General features: G+C 71.8%; 19 protein-coding genes. 8 read left to right on the plus strand and 11 right to left on the minus strand.

Features of this window, described 5'->3' with window-relative positions; all coding sequences use genetic code 11:
• On the minus strand, positions 1-1,093 hold a 1,093-nt coding region (locus ACTWP8_RS37075; protein WP_443326460.1), incomplete at its 3' end, for a hypothetical protein.
• Between the two features lie 227 nt (positions 1,094-1,320).
• Between ACTWP8_RS37075 and ACTWP8_RS37080 the strand changes: the two genes are divergently transcribed.
• Entirely contained in the window at positions 1,321-2,499 is a 1,179-nt protein-coding gene (locus tag ACTWP8_RS37080; RefSeq protein ID WP_443319296.1) for a cystathionine gamma-synthase, read from the plus strand.
• A gap of 64 nt (positions 2,500-2,563) precedes the next feature.
• Here the strand turns inward: ACTWP8_RS37080 and ACTWP8_RS37085 are convergent, their stop codons facing one another.
• From ACTWP8_RS37085 to ACTWP8_RS37095, 3 genes are all read right to left on the minus strand, one after another.
• Complete coding sequence (locus tag ACTWP8_RS37085) at positions 2,564-2,815, minus strand: hypothetical protein (RefSeq protein WP_443326461.1); 252 nt, start codon at positions 2,813-2,815, stop codon at positions 2,564-2,566.
• Positions 2,812-3,270: a sigma factor-like helix-turn-helix DNA-binding protein gene (locus ACTWP8_RS37090; protein WP_443326462.1), complete on the minus strand. Its 459-nt coding sequence runs from the start codon at positions 3,268-3,270 to the stop codon at positions 2,812-2,814. The genes ACTWP8_RS37085 and ACTWP8_RS37090 overlap by 4 nt, the downstream gene beginning before the upstream one ends.
• Before the next feature lie 140 nt (positions 3,271-3,410).
• Positions 3,411-3,953: a MarR family winged helix-turn-helix transcriptional regulator gene (locus ACTWP8_RS37095; protein ID WP_443326463.1), complete on the minus strand. Its 543-nt coding sequence runs from the start codon at positions 3,951-3,953 to the stop codon at positions 3,411-3,413.
• A 163-nt stretch (positions 3,954-4,116) separates the two neighbouring features.
• On the opposite strand from ACTWP8_RS37095, the gene ilvA reads away from it, so the two are divergent.
• From ilvA to ACTWP8_RS37110, 3 genes are all read left to right on the plus strand, one after another.
• Positions 4,117-5,367 carry a threonine ammonia-lyase gene (ilvA, locus tag ACTWP8_RS37100; RefSeq protein WP_443326464.1) on the plus strand — a complete coding sequence of 417 codons (1,251 nt, stop codon included), beginning with the start codon at positions 4,117-4,119 and terminating at the stop codon, positions 5,365-5,367.
• A 185-nt stretch (positions 5,368-5,552) separates the two neighbouring features.
• Complete coding sequence (locus ACTWP8_RS37105) at positions 5,553-6,608, plus strand: ATP-binding cassette domain-containing protein (RefSeq protein WP_443326465.1); 1,056 nt, start codon at positions 5,553-5,555, stop codon at positions 6,606-6,608.
• A gap of 5 nt (positions 6,609-6,613) precedes the next feature.
• On the plus strand, positions 6,614-7,462 hold the full coding sequence (locus ACTWP8_RS37110) for an ABC transporter permease (RefSeq protein WP_443326474.1): 849 nt from the start codon (positions 6,614-6,616) through the stop codon (positions 7,460-7,462).
• 137 nt (positions 7,463-7,599) lie between these two features.
• Here the strand turns inward: ACTWP8_RS37110 and greA are convergent, their stop codons facing one another.
• Together greA and ACTWP8_RS37120 are read right to left on the minus strand one after the other, a co-directional pair.
• Positions 7,600-8,097 carry a transcription elongation factor GreA gene (gene greA, locus ACTWP8_RS37115; RefSeq protein ID WP_443319302.1) on the minus strand — a complete coding sequence of 166 codons (498 nt, stop codon included), beginning with the start codon at positions 8,095-8,097 and terminating at the stop codon, positions 7,600-7,602.
• Positions 8,098-8,263: 166 nt separating this feature from the next.
• A complete protein-coding gene (locus tag ACTWP8_RS37120) occupies positions 8,264-8,674 on the minus strand; it encodes a DUF4307 domain-containing protein (RefSeq protein WP_443326466.1) in 411 nt (136 codons plus the stop codon).
• Between the two features lie 150 nt (positions 8,675-8,824).
• On the opposite strand from ACTWP8_RS37120, the gene mca reads away from it, so the two are divergent.
• Complete coding sequence (mca, locus tag ACTWP8_RS37125; protein WP_443326475.1) at positions 8,825-9,676, plus strand: mycothiol conjugate amidase Mca; 852 nt, start codon at positions 8,825-8,827, stop codon at positions 9,674-9,676.
• A 4-nt stretch (positions 9,677-9,680) separates the two neighbouring features.
• Positions 9,681-9,977, plus strand: a complete 297-nt coding sequence (locus tag ACTWP8_RS37130; RefSeq protein ID WP_443326467.1) for a hypothetical protein — start codon at positions 9,681-9,683, stop codon at positions 9,975-9,977.
• A gap of 109 nt (positions 9,978-10,086) precedes the next feature.
• Here the strand turns inward: ACTWP8_RS37130 and ACTWP8_RS37135 are convergent, their stop codons facing one another.
• Positions 10,087-13,422 (minus strand): tetratricopeptide repeat protein, encoded by a 3,336-nt coding sequence (locus ACTWP8_RS37135; RefSeq protein WP_443326468.1) that lies wholly within the window; start codon positions 13,420-13,422, stop codon positions 10,087-10,089.
• A 134-nt stretch (positions 13,423-13,556) separates the two neighbouring features.
• Between ACTWP8_RS37135 and ACTWP8_RS37140 the strand changes: the two genes are divergently transcribed.
• Positions 13,557-15,599 (plus strand): thioredoxin domain-containing protein, encoded by a 2,043-nt coding sequence (locus ACTWP8_RS37140; RefSeq protein ID WP_443326469.1) that lies wholly within the window; start codon positions 13,557-13,559, stop codon positions 15,597-15,599.
• Positions 15,600-15,653: 54 nt separating this feature from the next.
• Here the strand turns inward: ACTWP8_RS37140 and ACTWP8_RS37145 are convergent, their stop codons facing one another.
• The 3 genes from ACTWP8_RS37145 to trhA form a co-directional block, all read right to left on the minus strand.
• Complete coding sequence (locus ACTWP8_RS37145) at positions 15,654-16,289, minus strand: TetR/AcrR family transcriptional regulator (RefSeq protein ID WP_443326470.1); 636 nt, start codon at positions 16,287-16,289, stop codon at positions 15,654-15,656.
• Positions 16,286-17,875: a DHA2 family efflux MFS transporter permease subunit gene (locus ACTWP8_RS37150; protein ID WP_443326476.1), complete on the minus strand. Its 1,590-nt coding sequence runs from the start codon at positions 17,873-17,875 to the stop codon at positions 16,286-16,288. Before ACTWP8_RS37150 ends, ACTWP8_RS37145 begins: the two co-directional genes overlap by 4 nt.
• A gap of 283 nt (positions 17,876-18,158) precedes the next feature.
• Positions 18,159-18,893 carry a PAQR family membrane homeostasis protein TrhA gene (trhA, locus tag ACTWP8_RS37155; RefSeq protein ID WP_443326471.1) on the minus strand — a complete coding sequence of 245 codons (735 nt, stop codon included), beginning with the start codon at positions 18,891-18,893 and terminating at the stop codon, positions 18,159-18,161.
• A 283-nt stretch (positions 18,894-19,176) separates the two neighbouring features.
• Between trhA and ACTWP8_RS37160 the strand changes: the two genes are divergently transcribed.
• Positions 19,177-20,997 (plus strand): phosphoenolpyruvate carboxykinase (GTP), encoded by a 1,821-nt coding sequence (locus tag ACTWP8_RS37160; RefSeq protein WP_443326472.1) that lies wholly within the window; start codon positions 19,177-19,179, stop codon positions 20,995-20,997.
• 111 nt (positions 20,998-21,108) lie between these two features.
• Here the strand turns inward: ACTWP8_RS37160 and ACTWP8_RS37165 are convergent, their stop codons facing one another.
• Positions 21,109-21,588: an SCO4983 family protein gene (locus ACTWP8_RS37165; RefSeq protein WP_443326473.1), complete on the minus strand. Its 480-nt coding sequence runs from the start codon at positions 21,586-21,588 to the stop codon at positions 21,109-21,111.
• Positions 21,589-21,694 lie beyond the last annotated feature (106 nt).

Genomic DNA, 21,694 nt, shown 5'->3' on the forward strand with positions numbered 1-21,694 from the left:
GGCTGCCGCCCGACTGCTCCCAGCCGGCGACCGCCAGCGCGCGATAGGCCACGTACGCAGACGCCGGATCCGGGCCGTACGACCACGGCACCGCGCCCACGTGCCCGTCGACGTGCCTCAGCTGCTCCATCGCCTCCGCGTAGCGCTCGGCCCGCACCAGGAAGCAGACCAGCAGGTGCCGTATGTGCGGCAGCACGGGGTGGTCGGCGGGCACGGAGCGGGCCGCGTAAAGCGCGCCCTGGATGGCCCGGGTCACGACCTCGCTCTCGTAGAGGCCGCGGACCATGTTCACCTCGGGCAGGTGCTCGAAGACCGCGAACAGCGGCAGCGCGGGCAGCAGGCTCTTCTCGGGGGCCGAGGCCGCCGCGCTCTGCGCGAAGGCGTCGGCCTGCTCCTTGGAGCCGTGCCACTTCTCGCACCAGTAGTGGAGCGCCGCCATGTGCGCCCCCATGTGGTGCGGCGCGCGGGAGGTGACCTTGCTCCACAGCTCTTCGAAGTCGGCCTGCCGGTAGGCGAGCCCGCGGGCCACGGCCAGTTCCACGATGTACGGGGTGGGGTCGCCCGGTGCGAGCAGCGCGGCTTCGCCGCACACCGTCCGCGCCTCCTCCAGGATGATCCGGTACTCCTGGGAGCCGGGCCCGGCCTGCGACTGCCGCGCCTGCCGTACCAGGAACTCGGCGTGCACGACCGCGCCGCCCGCCTCCTTCGGGGCCTCCACCCGCCAGGTCCGCAGCCACCGGCCGCCCTCGCCCGGCGCCTCCGCCAGCTCCACTGCCGCCGCTCCCGCCAGCGTCTGCACGCGCTGCCAGCGCAGCTCCCAGTCGTCTTCTCCGGCCGTGGCGGCGAGCAGCTGTGCCGCGGAATGCCAGTCCTGGGTGCGCCGGACCTCCTCCAGGACCTCCGCCAGCTCCGGGTCGGGGCCCGGCAGCCGCACGTCGAGCCGCTCCGAGGGCGCGAACCCGTATTGCGTCGGATCGATGGCGCTGCCGTGGCCGCGCAGCGCCTGTCTGCCGCCGCGCTTCCGCAGCAGGGCGGGCACGACGAGGACTCCGCCGATCATGATCAGGCCGAGGAGAATGATCAGTACGTCCATGAGGTGTCTCGTGTCCCGTTCCCGTGTCCCGTGTCCTGTGTCCTGGTGTCCAAGCGTCCCGTGCGGTGGGTGATGAGTCGTCGTCGTGAGTCGTCGTGAGCCGTCGCGGTGAGTTGTCGTGGTGAGTTGTCGTGGTGAGTCGTGCGCTCCGGTCTTCCGTCTTCTGTCATCTAGTACACCGGAGCACGCCCAGGAGTTCCGCACCGCCGGGGACTACTCTCGGGCCCATGAGCGACCAGCACCAGCAGCAGCACGCGCATCACGCCGCACACCTCGGCTTCGAGACCCGGGCGATCCACGCAGGAAACGAGGCGGACCCGCTGACGGGTGCCGTCGTCCCGCCGATCTACCAGGTGTCGACGTACAAGCAGGACGGCGTCGGCGGCCTGCGCGGCGGCTACGAGTACAGCCGTTCCGCCAACCCGACCCGTACCGCCCTCGAGGAGAACCTCGCCGCCCTCGAAAACGGCCGGCGCGGCCTCGCCTTCGCCTCGGGGCTGGCGGCCGAGGACTGCCTGCTGCGCACGCTGCTCGTGCCCGGCGACCATGTCGTCATCCCGAACGACGCGTACGGCGGCACCTTCCGGCTCTTCGCGAAGGTCGTGGAGCGCTGGGGCGTGAACTGGTCGGTCGCCGACACCTCGGACGCCGCGGCGGTCCGGGCCGCCATCACCCCCCGTACGAAGGTGATCTGGGTGGAGACGCCCAGCAACCCGCTGCTCGGCATCACCGACATCGCGGCGGTCGCGGACGTGGCGCGCGGCGCCGGGGCCCGGCTCGTGGTCGACAACACCTTCGCCAGCCCGTACCTCCAGCAGCCGCTCGCGCTCGGCGCGGACATCGTCGTGCACTCCACGACGAAGTACGTGGGCGGGCACTCGGACGTCGTCGGCGGTGCGCTCGTGGTGAACGACGACGCGCTCGGGGACGAACTCGCCTTCCACCAGAACGCGATGGGCGCGGTCGCCGGGCCCTTCGACGCCTGGCTGACCCTGCGCGGCATCAAGACCCTGGCGGTCCGGATGGACCGGCACAGCGCCAATGCCGCGCGCGTGGCCGAGCTTCTCGTCGCCCACCCCAAGGTCACCCAGGTCTTCTACCCGGGCCTGCCCGAGCACGCCGGGCACGAGACCGCGGCGAAGCAGATGCGGTCCTTCGGCGGCATGGTGTCCTTCCGGGTGGCGGGCGGCGAGCAGGCGGCGGTCGACGTGTGCAACCGGGCCGGGCTGTTCACGCTCGGGGAGTCGCTGGGCGGCGTGGAGTCGCTGATCGAGCACCCGGGGCGGATGACGCACGCATCGGTGGCCGGGTCCGCGCTCGAGGTGCCGGCGGATCTGGTGCGCCTTTCGGTGGGCATCGAGGCGGTCGACGACCTGCTGGCCGACCTGGCGCAAGCCCTGGGCTGACGGGCACCCCCGCGCCCGCGCCCGCCCCCGCGCCGGCTCCCCTCCCGCCCCCGTCGGCCGGTCTTCACCAGCCTTCCAGCGGCGGCGTCGTGTCGACCGGCGGTGCGGCCCATGGCTGGGCCACCGCCGACCACACGGCGAAGGCCACCGCGGCCGATATCAGCAGCGCCCAGCCCACGGCCCGTACGGCCCTGCGGCGGGCCAGGAGCAGCTGCCCCCGCTCGGCCGCCCGCGCCGCCAGGTCCGGCGGTACGACCGGATGCGGCCCGTCCAGCATCCGGCGGACCTCGTCCTCCTTGCGGTCGGGCAGGCTCACGGCGTGGCCACCTCCGGGCGAGGCGGCGGGGCGGGGCGGCTGCGCATGGTGGCGACGGAGCGCAGGCAGATCGCGCGTACCCGCTCGGCGGGCAGGCCCAGTTGGGCCGCGGCCTGCTCCTCGGCCACGCCCTCGTAGAGCCGCAGCACCAGCACCAGGCGCTCCTGCGGGGTGAGCCGGTCGAGGGCGCCTCCACAGGGGCGGCGGTGGCGCCGTGCGGTGTGGGCGAAGCGGGCGGCGAGCTCCTGGCGGGTGCAGTCGTACGGGTCCTCGCCGTTGAGGCGATCCCACGCCGCGTACGTACGGGCCAGGGCGGCGGTCAGCAGGTGCTCGGCGGCCTCCGGGTCGCCGGTCAGCAGCGTGGCGGCATGCAGGAGCCGGCCTGCCGCGCCCGCGACGAATGCCTCGAACTCCCGGGCCCGGCGGCGATCCCGTTCCGCCCGCCGCTCTCGCACCGCGCCCTCCTGGTCCTCCATAGGACGGCAGGCGCGGGCCCGGGTCAAGAGGCAGGTGGCAGGCAGGCGGCAGGAAGGAAGCAGGAAGGAAGCAGGCAGGAAGGTCGTCGGGGTCTCCCGGCAGATCGTCGGAGACGGAGTCAGGAGGCCGGCGGCTCCTGGACGGGCGCCGCCGCCATCCGCGCGGACAGCGCCTCATTGAACCGGGTCAGCAGGGTGCAGAAGACCTCCCGCTCCTCCTCTCCCCAGTTCTCTGTCAGCAGCGCCATCAGCTGCCGCCGCGAGGACCGCACCTCCTCCAGGCGCGCCTTGCCGCGCGCCGAGAGCTGCAGTACGACGGCCCGGCCGTCCTCGGGGTGCGAGGTGCGCTTGACGAGGCCGGTGTCGACCAGCGGGGCGACCTGCCGGGTGACCGTCGAGGAGTCGATGCCCATGCCGGCGGCAAGTGCCTTGACGCCCATGGGACCTTCCCGGTCCAGGCGGTTGAGCAGGAGATACGCGGCGCGGTCCATGGAGTTGCGGACCTGTCCGACGCCGCCCAGCCGGGTCTGCTCCGCGCGACGAGCGAAGAGGGCCACCTGGTGCTGCAGGTCGTCGAGAAGGCCGCTGTCTGAGGGCACTCCCCCTGGCTCCGCCGGGGGGACCCCCACCCCGCCGGTGGAAGTCGGGGGAGCGGTCGTCATGTCCGGAGTAGTGGGCATGGCCTGGGCTCACTTCGTGAGGACGGTCTGTCGGATGCGCACAGGGTACGCGGCCAGGGGCTCGCCCGTACCGGCCCGGGAGAATCCGGCGAACTCCGGTCGTACCCGGACCGCCGGGCCGGGCGGGAACTGCGAGACTTGCCCCATGGCAGCAACCCACGGCGACCCCTCCGGCACGGCGTCCCCTCCCCTCTCCGAGATCACCGTCGACGAGGTGCGCGCGGCGCACAAGATCCTCTCCGGGGTGGCCCGGATGACCGCCATGGAGGGGAGCCGGCACCTGTCCGGGCTGGTCGGAGCCCCGGTGCACCTCAAGTGCGAGAACCTTCAGCGCACCGGTTCTTTCAAGGTGCGGGGTGCCTACGTGCGGATCGCGGGCCTGAGCGCGGAGCAGCGCGCGGCGGGCGTGGTCGCTGCCAGCGCGGGGAACCACGCACAGGGCGTCGCCCTCGCCGCCTCCCTGCTCGGCGTGCGGTCCACCGTCTTCATGCCGGTCGGCGCCCCGCTGCCGAAGGTCGCGGCGACCCGGGACTACGGCGCCGAGGTGCGGCTGCACGGACAGGTCGTGGACGAGACGCTGCGTGCGGCGCAGGAGTACGCGCGCGAGACGGGCGCCGTGTTCATCCACCCCTTCGACCACCGCGATGTGGTCGCCGGGCAGGGCACGGTGGGTCTGGAGATCCTCGAGCAGTGCCCGGAGGTGCGGACGATCGTCGTCGGCATCGGTGGCGGGGGGCTGGCGGCCGGGATCGCGGTGGCGGTCAAGGCGCTGCGGCCGGATGTGAAGGTGGTCGGGGTGCAGGCGGAGGGCGCAGCCGCGTACCCGCCGTCGCTCGCGGCCGGGCACCCGGTGGTGCTGGAGTCGGTGGCGACGATGGCCGACGGCATCAAGGTGGGGCGGCCGGGCGATGTGCCGTTCAAAATCGTTGGCGATCTTGTGGACGAGGTCCGTACGGTCTCCGAGGACGAGCTCTCCAGCGCGCTGCTCCTCTGCCTGGAGCGCGCGAAGCTCGTGGTGGAGCCGGCCGGGGCGAGCCCGGTGGCGGCGCTGCTGTCCCGGCCCGACGCGTTCCAGGGACCGGTGGTGGCGGTGCTGTCCGGGGGGAACGTCGACCCGCTGCTGATGCAGCGGATCCTGCGGCACGGTATGGCGGCGGCGGGGCGCTACCTGTCGCTGCGGCTGCGGCTGACGGACCGGCCGGGGGCGCTGGCAACGCTTCTGGGGGTGTTGTCAGTGGTCGACGCTAACGTCCTCGACGTGAGCCACGTACGGACCGATCCCCGGCTCGGGCTCACGGAGGCGGAGGTGGAGCTGCACCTGGAGACCAAGGGGCCTGAGCACTGCGCCGAGGTGCGGACGGCGCTGCGGGAGGCGGGTTACACGGTCATGGCGTGAGCCGCGGCCTGAAGCCCGGCTCTGGTTCTGAACCCTTTCAAACGGAAGCTATCGCGTTTCGCTTGAAAGGGTGTCGCGACATATCGCGTCTGCGGTATGGTCTTCTCCTGCACGGCTTCATCCAAGCCTTATGTCGGACACCACCATCCAAAACTCCTGACCACCATCACTCTGGGAGAACTTCCATGCCAGGCGCCATTTACGCCGAAGGTCTGGTGAAGACCTTCGGCGACGTGAGGGCTCTGGACGGCGTCGACCTCGACGTACCCGAGGGCACCGTGCTCGGACTGCTGGGCCCGAACGGGGCCGGCAAGACCACCGGGGTGCGGGTACTGACGACGCTGTTGCAGCCCGACAGCGGCAAGGCCGTCGTCGCGGGCCTCGACGTCGTCAAGCACCCCAACGAAGTCCGCCGTGCCATAGGCCTCTCCGGCCAGTTCGCCGCTGTCGACGAGTACCTCACCGGGCGTGAGAACCTCCAGATGGTCGGCCAGCTCTACCAGATGGGCGCCCGGGACGCGAAGGCCCGCGCGGACGAGCTGCTCGAGCGGTTCAACCTCTCCGAGGCGGCCGACCGGACCGCCAAGACGTACTCCGGCGGCATGCGGCGGCGGCTCGACCTGGCCGCCGCGCTGGTCGTCAGCCCGCCCGTGATGTTCATGGACGAGCCGACCACCGGCCTGGATCCGCGGAACCGGCAGGCGCTGTGGGAGGTCATCGAGGAACTGGTCGCGGGCGGCACGACGCTGCTGCTCACCACGCAGTACCTGGAAGAGGCCGACCGGCTCGCGCACGACATCTGCGTCATCGACCACGGCAAGGTCATCGCCCGCGGCACATCCGACCAGCTCAAGGCCCAGACCGGCGGCGAGCGCGTCGAGGTCGTCGTCCACGACCCCGAGCATCTGGCCACCACCACCGACATACTGCGCGGCTTCGGCAAGGGCGAGACCAGCGTCGAGACCCACACCCGCAAGGTCACCGTCCCGGTGACAGGCGGCGCCAAGCTGCTCGCGGAGGTCATCCGCGAGCTCGACACCCGCGGCATCGAGATCGACGACATCGGCCTGCGCAGGCCGACCCTGGACGACGTCTTCATCTCGCTGACCGGCCACGCCGCCGAGGCTCAGGACGAGGCGGAGGCCGAGGCCGGTGCGAAGGCGGGCCCGAAGGCGGGTCCCAAGAAGGCCGCCATGGCCGGTGCGAAGGCTGACGCGCAGCAGAAGGAGACCGCGAAGTGACCGCCGTGAACGTGACCACCACAGCCGTGCCCAAGGCAGGCGGCGCCATAGGCCAGTCCGTCCGCGACTCGCTGGTCATCGCCAAGCGCAACCTGATCCGGATGCTGCGGATCCCCGAAGTCGTGATCTTCGGGCTCATCCAGCCGATCATGTTCGTGGTGCTGTTCAGCTACGTCTTCGGCGGCTCGATCAACGTACCCGGCGCCGGTCTCGACGCCGACGCGTACCGCCAGTTCCTGATGGCGGGCATCTTCGCGCAGACCGTCACCTTCGCCACTGCGGGTGCGGGTGCGGGCATCGCCGAGGACATGCACAAGGGCCTCATCGACCGCTTCAGGTCGCTGCCCATGGCGCGCGGCGCGGTCCTCACCGGCCGTACGCTCGCCGACCTCGTACAGACCGCGCTGACCATCGTGGTCCTGGCGATCGTCGCGCTGATCGTCGGCTGGCGGATCCACGACGGGATCTTCAAGGCGCTCGCCGGATTCGGGCTGCTGCTCCTGCTCGGCTATGCCTTCTCCTGGATCGGCGCGCTGATCGGCCTGTCCGTACGGTCGCCCGAGGCGGCCACCTCGGGCGGTCTGATCTGGCTGTTTCCGCTGACGTTCATCTCGAACGCCTTCGTGCCGGCCGACAACATGCCAACCGTGCTGCGGCACATCGCCGAGTGGAACCCGTTCAGCGCCACGGTGCAGGCGTGCCGCGAGCTGTTCGGGAACCTCCCGGCCACCTACCCGGTGCCGGAGGCCTGGCCGATGCAGCACCCGGTGCTCGCCTCGGTGCTCTGGTCGATCGTGATCATCGTCGCCTTCCGCACGTTCGCGGTGCGCAAGTACCGCTCGGCAACCGCCTGATGGAGCCTCATCGGGCCTGCGGACCTGACGTGATCGGGCCTGACGCGATCGAGCCTGACGTGATCGGGCCGACCTGATCGGGAGTGGCACCACTGAGCCCCCGGCCGTTCCCCGGCCGGGGGCTCACCTCTGCGTGCTCAGCCCTGGTACGGCTTGGCGTCGAGGATCTTCACCGTCGCGGTGCGGCCGTTCGGCAGCTCGTACTCGGCGTCGTCGCCGACCTTCTTGTCCAGGACGCCGCTGCCCAGCGGCGACTGCGGCGAGTAGGTCTCGATGTCCGCGCTGGCGTACTCGCGGGAGGCCAGCAGGAAGGTCACGGTGTCGTCGGGGTCGCCGTCGAAGGCGATCGTCACCACCATGCCGGGGGCGACGACACCGGTGTCCGCGGGAGCCTCGCCGACCTTGGCCTGCTCCAGCAGCTGAGTCAGCTGGCGCACGCGAAGCTCCTGCTTGCCCTGCTCCTCCTTGGCGGCGTGGTACCCGCCGTTCTCCCGCAGGTCACCCTCTTCCCGGGCCGCCTCGATCTTCTTGGCGATCTCGGCACGTGCGGGACCCGACAGGTACTCCAGCTCGGCCTTGAGCTGGTCGTACGCCTCCTGGGTGAGCCAGGTGACGTTCTCGCTGGTCTGGGTCACAGGTGCTCCTCGTCGGTGCTGGGAATACAAAGCAACGCCCTACCCCGGAGCATTACGCCTTCACGAGTGGGCGAAACCACGAGCCTAACAATTCCGCGCGGAAAGGGGGAGGAGGAAAACCGCTAAAGGAGCATAAATGCAGGTCGGGGCGTGGTTCGGATGCCGTTCATCCGGCGGTTGCGGCCTTGCAGCCGACCAGTTCCACCGCCGTCGCGCGCCGCGTCGTACGGACCGTCCCGACCCTGTCGACCCGGCCCCCGCGCTCCTCGAAGCGGAGATCCTTCCAGCCGACCTCGGTGCCGTCCTCGGCCTGTGCGCGAAGGGTGCACACCCCGGGCGTGCCGGCGTCCTTGCGGACCTCCAGATGCACTTCGACGGCCGCGTCCGAGACCACCTTGAACTTGATCAGCTCGCCGCTGACGTCCTGGCCCGCTATGTACGACACACCGGACCAGGCGATCACCGCGAGCAGCGCGGCTCCGAGCACCGCTCCGACGATCTTCAGCTTGCGGTCCGCGCGGGCGTCCGCGGAGCGGCCGTAACGCGCGGCAGCACGCTCGTCGCCCGTGGCGGTCATCGTCGTCCTCCCGCGATGCGGACCGAGGAATGTACGGTCCCTGGTTTCGGTCACTATAGAAGGCGCCTTCTCCGGACGGTGGAGGGGGCCGCGACCAGTGACTGAGGATCTGAGGATCGAGTCTTGACCGAGACCGAGCAACTGCGATTGATGGCAGTCCACGCCCATCCCGACGACGAGTCGAGCAAGGGCGCGGCGACGATGGCCAAGTACGTGTCCGAGGGGGTGGACGTGCTGGTCGCAACCTGCACGGGCGGGGAACGCGGTTCCATCCTCAACCCCAAGCTGCAGGGCGACCCCTACATCGAGGAGCACATCCACGAGGTGCGCGCCAAGGAGATGGAGGAGGCCCGGCAGATCCTGGGCGTCAAGCAGGCTTGGCTGGGCTTCGTGGACTCCGGGCTGCCGGAGGGCGACCCGCTGCCGCCGCTGCCCGACGGGTGCTTCGCACTGCAGGACGTCGACGAGGCGGCGGGTGCGCTGGTGAAACTGATCCGCGAGTTCAGGCCGCACGTGATCACCACGTACGACGAGAACGGCGGATACCCGCACCCCGACCACATCATGACCCACAAGATCTCCATGGTGGCCTTCGACGCCGCGGCCGACCCGGAGAGATACCCGGAGACCGGTGAGCCCTGGCGGCCGCTGAAGCTCTACTACAACCAGGGCTTCAACCGGCCGCGCACGGTCGCGCTGCACGAGGCGCTGCTGTCGAGGGGCATGGAGTCCCCGTACGGCGAGTGGCTGGAGCGGTGGAAGCAGTTCCAGCGGGCCGAGCGGACACTGACGACGCACGTTCCCTGCGCGGAGTTCTTCCCGGTCCGCGACAAGGCCCTGATCGCGCACGCCACGCAGATCGACCCGGACGGCGGCTGGTTCCGGGTGCCGATGGAGATCCAGCAGGAGGTCTGGCCGACGGAGGAGTACGAGCTCGTGAAGTCGCTCGTCGATACCTCCCTCCCCGAGGACGACCTCTTCGCGGGCATCCGCGAGAATTGACCGCATGACGATCGCGACCACGCTCCCCTGGCCTTCGGCATGGGGGACCCCAGCCCTCACACCACTCGTCCCGCTCGCCAAGGAACTGGACGAGAACCAGGTGACGCCCGGTGTCCTCGGCTTCATCGTCTTCGCACTGCTCGGCGGGGCCGTGTGGCTGCTGATGAAGAGCATGAACAAGCAGTTCCGGAAGATCGACTTCGAAGAGGCGCCGGTCGCTGCCGGTGAGGGTGAGCGCGGGTCGGACGGCCCGGAGGCCAAGACCTCCGGGCGACCGGCCGCCACGCCGAAGCGGGACTGACGGCGCGGCGCCGCGGCGGCCCGTCGTGGCCGCCCGTCCGTCCCCTTATTGGTCCGTGCCCTTGTTTGCCCGTGCCCTTGTTTGCCCGTGCCCTTGTTTGCCCGTGCCGCTATTTGGGGGCGGCGGAGGCCACTCCCATGACTTCGCGGGAGTGGCGGTTCGGGACCATGCCGAGGTTCCAGGCCTGCCAGCCGGTCTCCGGCTCCACGCCCCGCTCGAGTATCAGCACGTACGCCTCCGCGCAGTCCTCCAGCCTCGGGTCGCGCGTCCCGTGCGACTCCCGCAGAAGCTGGGCCAGCTCCTCTTGGGCCACCGCCGTGCCGACCACCGAACCGCCCGCGGAGGCGAGCGGCAGCAGGGTGCAGCGCAGGAACCGCGCCCAGTCCTCGCCCCGCCGGTCGCCGTAGCCCGCGAACAGCCGGCCCGCCTCGTCCGCCAGCGCCAGGGCCTGGGCCGTGCGGCCGTTCCCGGCGTCGACCACGGCCAGCTCGATGCACGACCACGCCTCGCCGTGCGCCACTCCCACCCGGTGGAAGTCCTGCCGGGCATCCTGCAGCAGTTGCCGGGCGAACCCGCTGTTGCGCAGCGAACCCGTCTGGGCCGCCCGCTGGTCGCGGGTGACCCGCGCCGAGTGGTGCCGGGCGCACGCCAGCCCGTAGACGTCCCGCATGCGGCTGAACATCGTGCGGGCCCGCTCCAGCTCCCGCACCGCCGCGCCGTGCTCCCCGCGCTCCTCCAGGGCCTGACCGAGGTAGTAGCGGGTCCAGGCCTCGCCGCGCGCGTCCTCGTTCTCCCGGTGCCGGGAGAGCGCCTGTCCCAGGTGGTCCGTGGCCACGCCCGCGTCGCCGTCGACCAGTCGGGCCCGGGCCAGCTGCGTGAGGGCCCAGGCCTCGCCGCGGCCGTCGCGGGTGCTCCCGTACTGGTCGAAGGCCTGGCGCAGCTGCTTCTCCGCCTCCGGGACCTCGCCCATCCGCAGATACACCTGGCCGAGCTGGAAGTGCGCCCACGCCTGGCCGCGCAGGCTCTCGTTCTCCCGGTGCAGCTCGAGCGCCTCGCGCAGCAGCTCGAGTGCCTCGGTTATGTGCGCCCGGTCGCGCTCGACCGCACCCAGCGCGTGCAGCGTCCAGGCCCGGTCTCCGCGCAACTCGGCCGTGGACTGCATCGCCAGCGCCTCACGGAGTTTCGCACCGGCCTCGGGAAGGTTGCCCTGGTGGTGCAGGGTGATGCCGAGGTCGCGCAGCGCACGCGCCGCCCCCGCCGGGTGCTGCGCCTCGCGGTAGAGGTCGACCACCGACGAGAGGGTCGTACGGGCCTTGTCCAGCTCGCCGAGCTGGCGGGCCGCCACGCCCGTGCGCCACTGCACCGACCGCACCAGCAGGCCCCGGTCCGCGGCCTTCGTCAGCTCGCTCAGCTCCCCGAGCCGGTAGAGGTCGCCGCGCAGCAGGCAGTAGTCGCACAGCGCGCCGAGCAGGTGCAGCACCGCGGACTGATCCACGTCCTCGGCGTGCCGCAGCTCCGCCGTGATGAAGCTCGACTCGTCGTCCAGCCAGCGCAGCGCCGCCTCGAGCGAGGTGAAGCCGTGCGGACCCACGGTGCCCTGCTGGAAGGCGGCGTCCGCGCGGGTCGACGTCTTGCCGTCGACCAGCCGGATCACCGAGTCCGCCAGCTCCGCGTAGCTGCGGATCAGCCGTTCCTGCGCGGCCGAGCGCTCGCCCGGCTCCTCCTCGTCGAGCAGCCGGGCGTGCGCGAAGCCGCGCACCAGGTCGTGCAGCCGGTAGCGGCTGCCCCGGACGTGCTCGATCAGCCCGGCCCTGGCCAGGGCGGCAAGCTGCCGGACCGCCTCCGCCTCGTCGGTGGCCAGCAGGGCGGCGCCCGCGGCCGCGCCCAGGCTCGCCCGCCCGGCCAGCGACAGCCTGCGCAGCAGCCTGCGCGCGGTCTCCGGCTGGTCGGCGTACCGCAGGCTCAGGGCACGGTCGACCGGGCCCATCGGGCCGTAAGCCGCGAGATCGGCCGCCAGGCCGCTCGGCGTACGGGCGCCCAGCGAGGAACCGGCCGCGCGCAGCGCCAGCGGCAGCCCTCCGCACAGGTCACGGATCCGATCGCCCGCCTCCAGGTCGTACGGGCCCGAGGGCTGCTCCGCCACGGCCTTCAGCAACTCCTCGGCCCCGGCCGCGTCCAGCGGCTCGACGGCCAGCTGGTGGACCCGCGCCGGAAGGTCCTCCGGCAGCTCGAGCGGATCACGGGCGGTGACCAGCAGCAGGCTGTCCGAGCGCTCGGGCAGCAGCACCCGCACCTGCTCGGGGTCGGAGGCGTCGTCGAGGACGACCGTGACCGGCAGCCCCGTCACGTGCTGGTGGTACAGCTCGCTCAGCCGCTTGACCTGCTGCTCGGTGGACGCCCGCTCCCGGAACAGCAACTGCTCGCGGGGCGCTCCCAGCCGGTTGAGCAGATGCAGCAGCGCATCCCGGGTGGGCAGCGGCGGCTCCCCGGGGCTGGCACCGCGCAGATCCACCACGCACGCCCCGCGGAACTGGTCCTTCAAGTGGTGCGCGGCGCGCACCGCCAGGGTCGTGCGGCCGGAGCCCGGCGCACCGTGCAGCACCACCACCGTCGGCCTCGTCTCCGTGCTCGCCCGCGACGCGTGCACCCACTGGGCGATCTGCAGCACCTGCGGGCGCCGCCCGACGAACGGGCCGTCCTGCTCGGGCAGATGACCGAACGACTGCTGGAGCACGCTCCGCCGCCGCGCCGCCGCGCTCTTGTCGCTGCCCCGCAGCTGAGGTCCCCGCCCTGCCGGCGCCGCCGTGCCGCCCTGGCCGCGCGCATGCGAACCACCCCGCGCACCGCCGCCGCGCCGCGTCGCGGCGGCCAGCATCCGCTGCTGGTCGAGGAACGGCCGGATGCCCCGCACCTCCAGCGCCGTCAGCCACTCCAGCCTCAACTGCTCCGCGCCGCCCGGCTGGTTCTGCAACGCCGCGTCCCGCTGTGCCGACGGCCAGTGCCCCGCCGTCAGCTTGACCAGCGCGGTCGCCGCACCCGCCACCGCCACGGCGGCCGCCGCGCCCACAGCCGTGCCCGCCGACGTGCCGTACCCGAGGTCCGCTCCGAAGGCGGCCACCGCCGCCACGACCGTCACCAGCGCGGGAGTGCCGAGCCGCTCGCGCGAAAGCCGCCTGCCCAGCGGCTGCCGGGCCGCCGCGGACTCGTCCAGCGCGCGCACATACGCGCCGTACTCCTCGGCCGCCGTCGCCGCCAGATCGTCCAGCGCGTCTCTCGCCCGCCCCATCAGCAGCGACGTGTCCGTACGCCCTCCCCCATAGCCTCCGGCATGGGAGGTACCCCCGAACCGGCGCACCTCCTCCTCGATGGTGCGCGCCAGCAGCCGCTCCGCTTCCGCCCGGTGGCTGTCCCGCAGGACGGCCATAGAGCCCGAAGAGCCCGACATGGGCTTCCCCCTCCACCCGCGATCGTTCTCGACGGCCCAAGTCTTCCGCTTCTCAAGGTTTTCCGTCAGCCCTGTGGATAACTCGGACCTGTGGACAACTCGGGGAAGCCCGGCGGATGAGACAGGATGGGAACATGCCGAACCGACTGGCTCACGAGACATCCCCCTACCTCCTCCAGCACGCCGACAACCCGGTCGACTGGTGGCCCTGGTCCGAGGAGGCGTTCGCCGAGGCCCGGCGGCGCGACCTGCCCGTGCTGCTCAGCGTCGGCTATTCGTCCTGCCACTGGTGTCATGTGATGGCGCACGAGTCGTTCGAGGACGAGGAGTCCGCCGCGTACCTCAACGCGCACTTCGTGCCCGTGAAGGTGGACCGCGAGGAGCGGCCTGACGTCGACGCCGTCTACATGGAGGCGGTCCAGGCGGCCACCGGCCAGGGCGGCTGGCCCATGACCGTGTTCCTCACCCCGGACGCCGAGCCGTTCTACTTCGGCACCTACTTCCCTCCCCAGCCGCGCCACGGCATGCCCTCCTTCCGCCAGATCCTGGAGGGCGTACAGGCCGCGTGGGCCGATCGCAGGGACGAAGTCGGCGACGTCGCGGGCCGGATCGTGCGCGAGCTCTCCTCCCGCTCGCTCGCCCTGAGCGCCGCCGCAACGCAGCCGCCCGGCGAGGGCGACCTGCACGCGGCACTGCTCGCCCTGACCCGCGAGTACGACGCCTCGCACGGCGGATTCGGCGGCGCGCCCAAGTTCCCGCCGTCCATGGTCCTGGAGTTCCTGCTGCGCCACCACGCCCGCACCGGCTCCGAGGGCGCCCTGCAGATGGCGCTGGACACCTGCGAGCGGATGGCCCGCGGCGGCATCTACGACCAGCTCGGCGGCGGCTTCGCCCGCTACTCCGTGGACCGCACCTGGACCATCCCGCACTTCGAGAAGATGCTCTACGACAACGCGCTGCTCTGCCGGGTGTACGCGCATCTGTGGCGGTCCACCGGATCGGACCTCGCCCGGCGCGTGGCGCTGGAGACCGCCGACTTCATGGTGCGTGAACTCGGCACCCAGGAGGGCGGTTTCGCCTCGGCGCTCGATGCGGACAGCGACGATGGCACGGGCAGGCACGTCGAGGGCGCGTACTACGCCTGGACGCCCGAGCAGCTGCGCGCGGTCCTCGGTGAGGAGGACGCGCGGCTCGCCGCCGGATACTTCGGCGTCACGGAAGAGGGCACCTTCGAGAAGGGCACCTCCGTGCTCCAGCTGCCCGGCGAAGGGCTCGCAGAGGCGTCCCGCACCGAGTCGATCCGGCAGCGGCTGCTGGCCGCCCGCGAGGAGCGGCCGCGCCCCGGCCGCGACGACAAGGTCGTCACCGCCTGGAACGGCCTGGCCATCGCGGCCCTCGCCGAGACCGGCGCCTACTTCGAGCGCCCCGACCTGACCGCGGCCGCCCTCGACGCGGCCGACCTGCTCGTCCGTGTCCACATGGACCAGACAGGCCGCCTCTCCCGCACCTCGCGCGACGGCACGGCGGGCGACAACTCCGGCGTCCTGGAGGACTACGCGGATGTCGCCGAGGGCTTCCTCGCGCTGTCCGCCGTCACCGGCGAAGGCGTGTGGGTGGAGTTCGCGGGTCTGCTGCTGGACACCGTCCTGCGGCACTTCACCGGCGAGGAAGGGGACTTGTACGACACCCCCGACGACGGCGAGGCGCTGATCCGGCGCCCCCAGGACCCGACCGACAACGCGGCGCCGTCCGGCTGGTCGGCCGCGGCCGGGGCCCTCCTGTCGTACGCGGCCTGCACCGGCAGCTTCCGCCACCGGGCCGCAGCCGAACACGCGCTGGGCGTGGTCAAGGCGCTGGGGCCGCGCGCCCCGCGGTTCATCGGCTGGGGCCTGGCGGTCGCCGAGGCCGCGCTGGACGGGCCGCGTGAGGTGGCCGTGGTCGGCCCGGCCGACGACCCGGGCACCGCGGAGCTGCACCGCACGGCGCTGCTGGGCACGGCGCCCGGCGCGGTGGTGGCGGTCGGCGAGCCCGGCGCGGATGCCGAGGAGGTGCCGCTGCTGCGCGACCGCCCGCTGGTGGGCGGCCGCCCGGCCGCGTACGTGTGCCGCGACTTCACCTGCGATGCGCCGACCGCCGACCCGTCGGTGCTGGCGGAGAAGGTGGGACTCAGGGCGTAAGGAGCGTCAGAGGGCGGGTAGCCGGGGGCCTCGGAGGGCCGGGAGCCGGGGCCTTCAGAGGGTGAGGCCGCGGCTGAGGACGCCCAGCGAGCGGTCGATGACCACCGCCATGTCCTCCGTCCGGCCACTCTCGACCCAATGGAGCATGGCCTCCTGGAGCGAGCCGAGCACCGCCGCGGAGAACACCCGCAGCTCCAGGTCGTCCGCCGGGCGGCCGGTGCGCTCCGCCAGCACGCCGCACAGCATGCGCCCGGTTGCGGCATTGCTCTCGAACATCCGGGCCCGGATCGCCGGGACGTCCATCACCAGCTTCGCCCGGATCGCCATCTCGTCCTGCTCCTGGGCGAGGTAGGTGCGCAGCGTCTCGAGCATCACGTAACGGATGGACTCCAGCGGCGGCTCTCCGGCAGGGCGCTTGCGCAACTCCGCTTCCATCAGCGGGTCGTACTCGTCGGTGAGGACGATGTCTTCCTTCGTCGGGAAGTAGCGGAAGACGGTGCTGGGGGAGACCTCGGCGGCCTCGGCGATCTGCTCGACGGGCGTGGCGTCGTACCCCTGCTCGCTGAAGAGGCGGTAGGCGGCGTGGCGGATCGCCTGCCGGGTCTTGATCTTCTTCCGTTCGCGCAGGCCGAGCTTGGGGCCCGGTGCGGTGGAGGCGGCAGAGGTTCGTGCAGGTGCCATGGGTGTCATTGTCGGGCATCGGCGCCCTCCGGGGCCACGGGCGGGCCGCCGCCCTCCTCTGCGGCTCCGGCCCGCCCATCCGTGCCGCGCCCGGCCCCGGCCCCGGCCGAAGCCCCGGCCCCATCCCCATCCGCGTCCCCGGCCCCAGCCCCCGCCTCCGTCCGCGGATTCGGCAGCAGGGCCGCTGCCAGCAGGGCCGCCGCCAGGGCCGCGACCCCGCAGACCAGCAGCACCAGATCCATGCCGTGCACGAACGCGGAGTCGGCGGAGGCGGCCAGCGCCCGGCTGCCCAGCCGCTCGGCCACCAGGTGCGCGGCGACCACCGAGTCCCCGGCCGCGTCGGCGGCCGGGTCCGGCAGCCCGCCGGTGTCCAGGCGGTCCGTGTACGCGCCGGCCAGCAGGCTGCCGAGCAGTGCCACGCCGATCGCGCCACCGACCTGCCGCAGCGTCATCAGCAGCCCCGAGCCGCTGCCCGCGCGCTCGGCGGGGAGCGCGCCGAGGGCGGCGTCCATGGCGGGCACCATGGCGAAGCCGAAGCCGATGCCCGTGATGGACAGCCACAAGGCGGTGGCCCCGTAGCCGTCGCCCATGCCCGTACGGCTGCCGAGGAAGGCCGCGAAGGACAGCACGACCAGGCCCGCCGCGATGACGGGCCGCGGGCCGAAGGCCTTGACCAGTGGCGCGCTGCCGCGGGCGGCGATGAGCAGCCCGCCCATCATCGGCAGCAGCCGGACGCCGGTGGCGAAGGCGTCGTAGCCCAGTACGGCCTGCAGGTACTGCGGCAGGACGAACAGCAGCCCGGAGAGCACGAAGGTCACCAGGGTGGCCGCGACCGTGTTCCACAGGAAGCCGCGGTGGCGCAGCAGCCCGAGGTCCAGCATCGGCCGCGCCCCCTTCAGAGCCTCCCGCCGCTCCCGCGCGACGAGAGCGGTCAGCAGCACCACCGCGCCGCCGAGCGCGCCGAGGACGATCGGGTCGCCCCAGCCTCGGCCGGGCGCCTCGATGATGCCGAAGACCAGCGCGCCGAGGCCGGACACGGTGAGCGCGGTGCTGAGGGTGTCCACCTTCGGGGAGGCCGGGTCGCATGTCTCGGGCAGCAGGAAGGCGCAGGCGGCGATGCCGATCGCGACCATCGGGATGTTGATCAGGAAGACCGCGCCCCACCAGAAGTGGTCGAGCAGCCAGCCGCCGACGATGGGGCCGAGCGGCATGCCGAGCGCGGAGGCGGCAGCGATGGCTCCGACCGCCTTGGCCCGCTCCTCGGGGGCGAAGAGCGAAGGCAGTACGGCCATGGCGAGCGGCATGATCAGGGCACCGCCGGCGCCCATGACCGTACGGGCGGCGATGACCAGCTCAGGAGTGTCGACGAGGATGCCGATGACCGACCCGGCCAGAAAGATCCCGAGGCCGACGAGGAGCATCCTGCGGCGGCCGAAGCGGTCGCCGAGCAGTCCTGCGGGGAGCATCAGGGCGGCGAAAACGACGATGTACGAGTCGGCGATCCACTGCTGTTCGCCCGTGCCGGCGCCGAGTTGGGAGGCCATGGTCGGCAGAGCGACGTTCAGGATCGTCAGATCGAAGCCGAGGACGAGCATGCTCGCGACGAGCGCGCCCAGCGCCCACCAGCGCCTGGGGTCGGGCTGCGCGGTACCGGCCGGTGAGGATCCGGCCTGTGCCGGCACGGCCTGTGCGGATACGGCCTGTGCGGGCACGGCCTGCCCGGACTTCGGTCGTGCGGACTCTGCTCCTGACGAGGACCCAGCGCGCGCGGCGGGCATGCCACACCTCCGAGAGTTGGCTTCAAGTGGCAGTAACTCTCAAAAGGTGTGCGCTGTCAATTTTTTTTTCGCGGCGCCGGGCTCAGTCGCGGCACCGGGCTCAGGTGTGCTGGTACGCCACCAGCGAGATCCCGACGTAGTGGACGATGAAGGCCGCCAGCGTGAAGGTGTGGAACACCTCGTGAAAGCCGAACCACCGGGGCGAGGGGTTCGGCCGCTTGAGCCCGTAGATCACGCCGCCCGCGCTGTAGAGCACGCCGCCGACGATCACGCAGATGAGCACCGCGATGCCGCCCTTCTGCATGAAGTCGGGCAGGAAGAAGACCGCTGCCCAGCCCATCGCGATGTAGCAGGGCGTGTAGAGCCAGCGCGGGGCGCCGACCCAGAAGACCCGGAACGCTATCCCCGCAATGGCCGCCACCCAGACCGCCCACAGCAGCGCCTGCCCGCGGCCGCCCGGGATGAGCAGGATCGTGAACGGGGTGTAGGTGCCCGCGATGATCAGGAAGATGTTCGCGTGGTCGAGGCGCCGCAGCACCGCCGTGACCCGCGGGCTCCAGTTGCCCCGGTGGTAGAGCGCGCTGACGCCGAAGAGCAGGCAGGCGGTCAGCGTGTATACGGCACACGCGATACGGCCGCGCGTGCTGTCGGCGAGCGCGGTCAGGAAGACCCCGGAGATGAGTGCGGCCGGGAACATCACGGCGTGCAGCCAGCCGCGCAGCCGCGGCTTGACCGGTATCGGCAGGTGCAGCGAGCGCGAGCCTCGGCGTGGCGCGGATGGGGCGGAGTCGTCGGACGCGGCGTCGGGTACGGCGTCGGGCGCGGCGGCAGTCATGGCCCACATGCTACCTACGGGACCGTAAGTTACGCGCAAGTATCAAGTGGTGATGCTCACCAGGATGCCCCCTGGACAGAACTCTCGTAGGGTCGGATGATCATATGAGTGCGGTCGGCACCGGATGAGCGGTCACGAAGTATCCGGGTCGCAGCCCCCACGGGGCAACTACCTACATAACGGACTTTCCCTGCCGCGGCAGGGGACCCCGGGTCCGGGGTGTCCATTCCAACCCTCAACTCTGTCGCCGGGCAGCGCGGTCCCGGCGCGGAACGGAGCGATCGTGGCGCGCAGCAATGCGGCTCCCAAGCCCCCCACCAACCATCAGGAACTGGTCTCCTGGGTCGACGAGATCGTCGACCTCACCCAGCCCGACGAGGTTGTCTGGTGCGACGGGTCCGAGGCCGAGTACGAGCGCCTGTGCGAGGTGCTCGTCGCCAAGGGCACGTTCAGGAAGCTCGACCCGATCAAACGCCCCAACTCGTACTACGCCGCCTCGGACCCGACCGACGTGGCACGTGTGGAGGACCGCACGTTCATCTGCTCCGAGAAGGAGGAGGACGCGGGCCCCACGAACCACTGGAAGCACCCCGACGAGATGCGCGAGATCTTCGCGGGGCAGGAAGGTATCTTCCGGGGCTCGATGCGCGGCCGGACGATGTACGTCGTGCCGTTCTGCATGGGGCCGCTCGGCTCGTCGCTGTCCGCCATCGGCGTCGAGATAACCGACTCCGCCTACGTCGCCACGGCCATGCGCACCATGACCCGCATGGGCCAGGCCGTCCTCGACGAGCTGGGCGAGGACGGGTTCTTCGTCAAGGCCGTCCACTCCGTCGGCGCCCCGCTCGAGCCGGGCCAGGCCGACGTGCCGTGGCCCTGCAACAGCACCAAGTACATCTCGCACTTCCCCGAGTCCCGCGAGATCTGGTCGTACGGCTCCGGCTACGGCGGCAACGCGCTGCTCGGCAAGAAGTGCTACGCGCTGCGCATCGCGTCCGTCATGGCCCGCGACGAGGGCTGGCTGGCCGAGCACATGCTGGTCCTGAAGCTGACCCCGCCGCAGGGCGAGCCGAAATACGTGACCGCGGCTTTCCCGTCCGCCTGCGGCAAGACCAACCTCGCCATGCTCGAGCCGACCATCCCCGGCTGGACGGTCGAGACCATCGGCGACGACATCGCCTGGATGCGCTTCGGCGAGGACGGCCGGCTCTACGCGATCAACCCCGAGGCGGGCTTCTTCGGTGTCGCGCCCGGCACCGGCGAGCACACCAACGCCAACGCCATGAAGACCCTGTGGGGCAACTCGGTCTTCACCAACGTCGCGCTGACGGACGACGGCGACGTGTGGTGGGAGGGCATGACCGAGGAGACCCCGGCCCACCTGACGGACTGGAAGGGCAACGACTGGACCCCGGAGAGCGGGACCCCGGCGGCCCACCCCAACGCCCGCTTCACCGTCCCGGCCGCACAGTGCCCGACCATCGCGCCCGAGTGGGAGGACCCGAAGGGCGTGCCGATCTCGGCGATCCTCTTCGGCGGCCGTCGTGCCTCGGCCGTGCCGTTGGTGACCGAGTCGTTCACCTGGCAGCACGGGGTCTTCCTCGGCGCGAACGTCGCGAGCGAGAAGACCGCGGCCGCGGAGGGCAAGGTCGGCGAGCTGCGCCGCGACCCGTTCGCCATGCTGCCGTTCTGCGGCTACAACATGGGCGACTACATGGGCCACTGGGTCAAGGTCGGCAAGCAGGCGGACGCGGACAAGCTCCCGAAGATCTACTACGTGAACTGGTTCCGCAAGGACACCGACGGCCGCTTCGTGTGGCCCGGCTTCGGCGAGAACGGCCGCGTGCTCAAGTGGATCGTGGAGCGGCTCGAGGGGAAGGCCGAGGGCGTCGAGACGCCGATCGGCATCCTGCCGACGAAGGAAGCGCTCGACACCAACGGTCTCGACATCTCGGACACGGACCTCGAGTTCCTGCTGACCGTCGACAAGGACGTCTGGCGGGAGGAGGCCGGACTGGTCCCCGAGCACCTCAACACCTTCGGTGAGCACACCCCGAAGGAGCTGTGGGACGAGTACCGCGCGCTCGTCGACCGCCTCGGCTGACGCCTGGCGGTCGTTCACGGCGGAGGGCGCCCCGGCTGATGCCGGGGCGCCCATGTCCTGGCGTCGGTGGCACCTGGGTCGCGCGCCTCTGCGGCGCGCGGCCCAGGGCCGTCAGTGGGCCGCGGTCAGCGCGGGCGAGGCGGCGGCGGGGGACGCGGCGGCAGGGGACGCGGCGGCAGGGGAGGAGTCGAGGGCCGCGGCGTGGGCGTCCATCCGCTCGGCGGCGAGGATCGCGGCAGCGGTGTCCGCGCGGGACGCGGCGACCACCAGCGCCCGCCCGGCGAGCGCGTGAGCCCGCCGGTGCAGCGCCTCGGTGCGGGCCAGGTCCGCGCCGGACGCCCCGAGCGCGCCGTCCGAGCGCACCGGGCGCGGCGTCCGCCGCAGCCGCGCGACCTGCTCGGATATGCGGTCCGCCGCAGGGGCGAGATCGGGGTCTGCCGAGGCGGAGGCGGCGCGCAGCTCGTCGGTCACGGCCAGCAGTGCGGCCAGGTGCCCGGCGAGCTGGATGTCCAGCTCCTCCTCCCGGGAGCGGTGCGGGTACTCCGGCTCGGCCATGGTGTGGACCGACTTGGTGCGGATCGGTTCGTACATGGTGGCCTCCAGCCAGGTTTAGGAGTCCATCCTAGCTTAGACCATGTCTAAAGTTCAGCTGAGTCGCGATCCGCTGTGGAAAACCTTGTGGCGGGGGGGGGGGGGG

It is taken from the genome of Streptomyces sp. 7N604, from assembly GCF_052245475.1.
Taxonomy (GTDB): Bacteria; Actinomycetota; Actinomycetes; order Streptomycetales; family Streptomycetaceae; genus Streptomyces.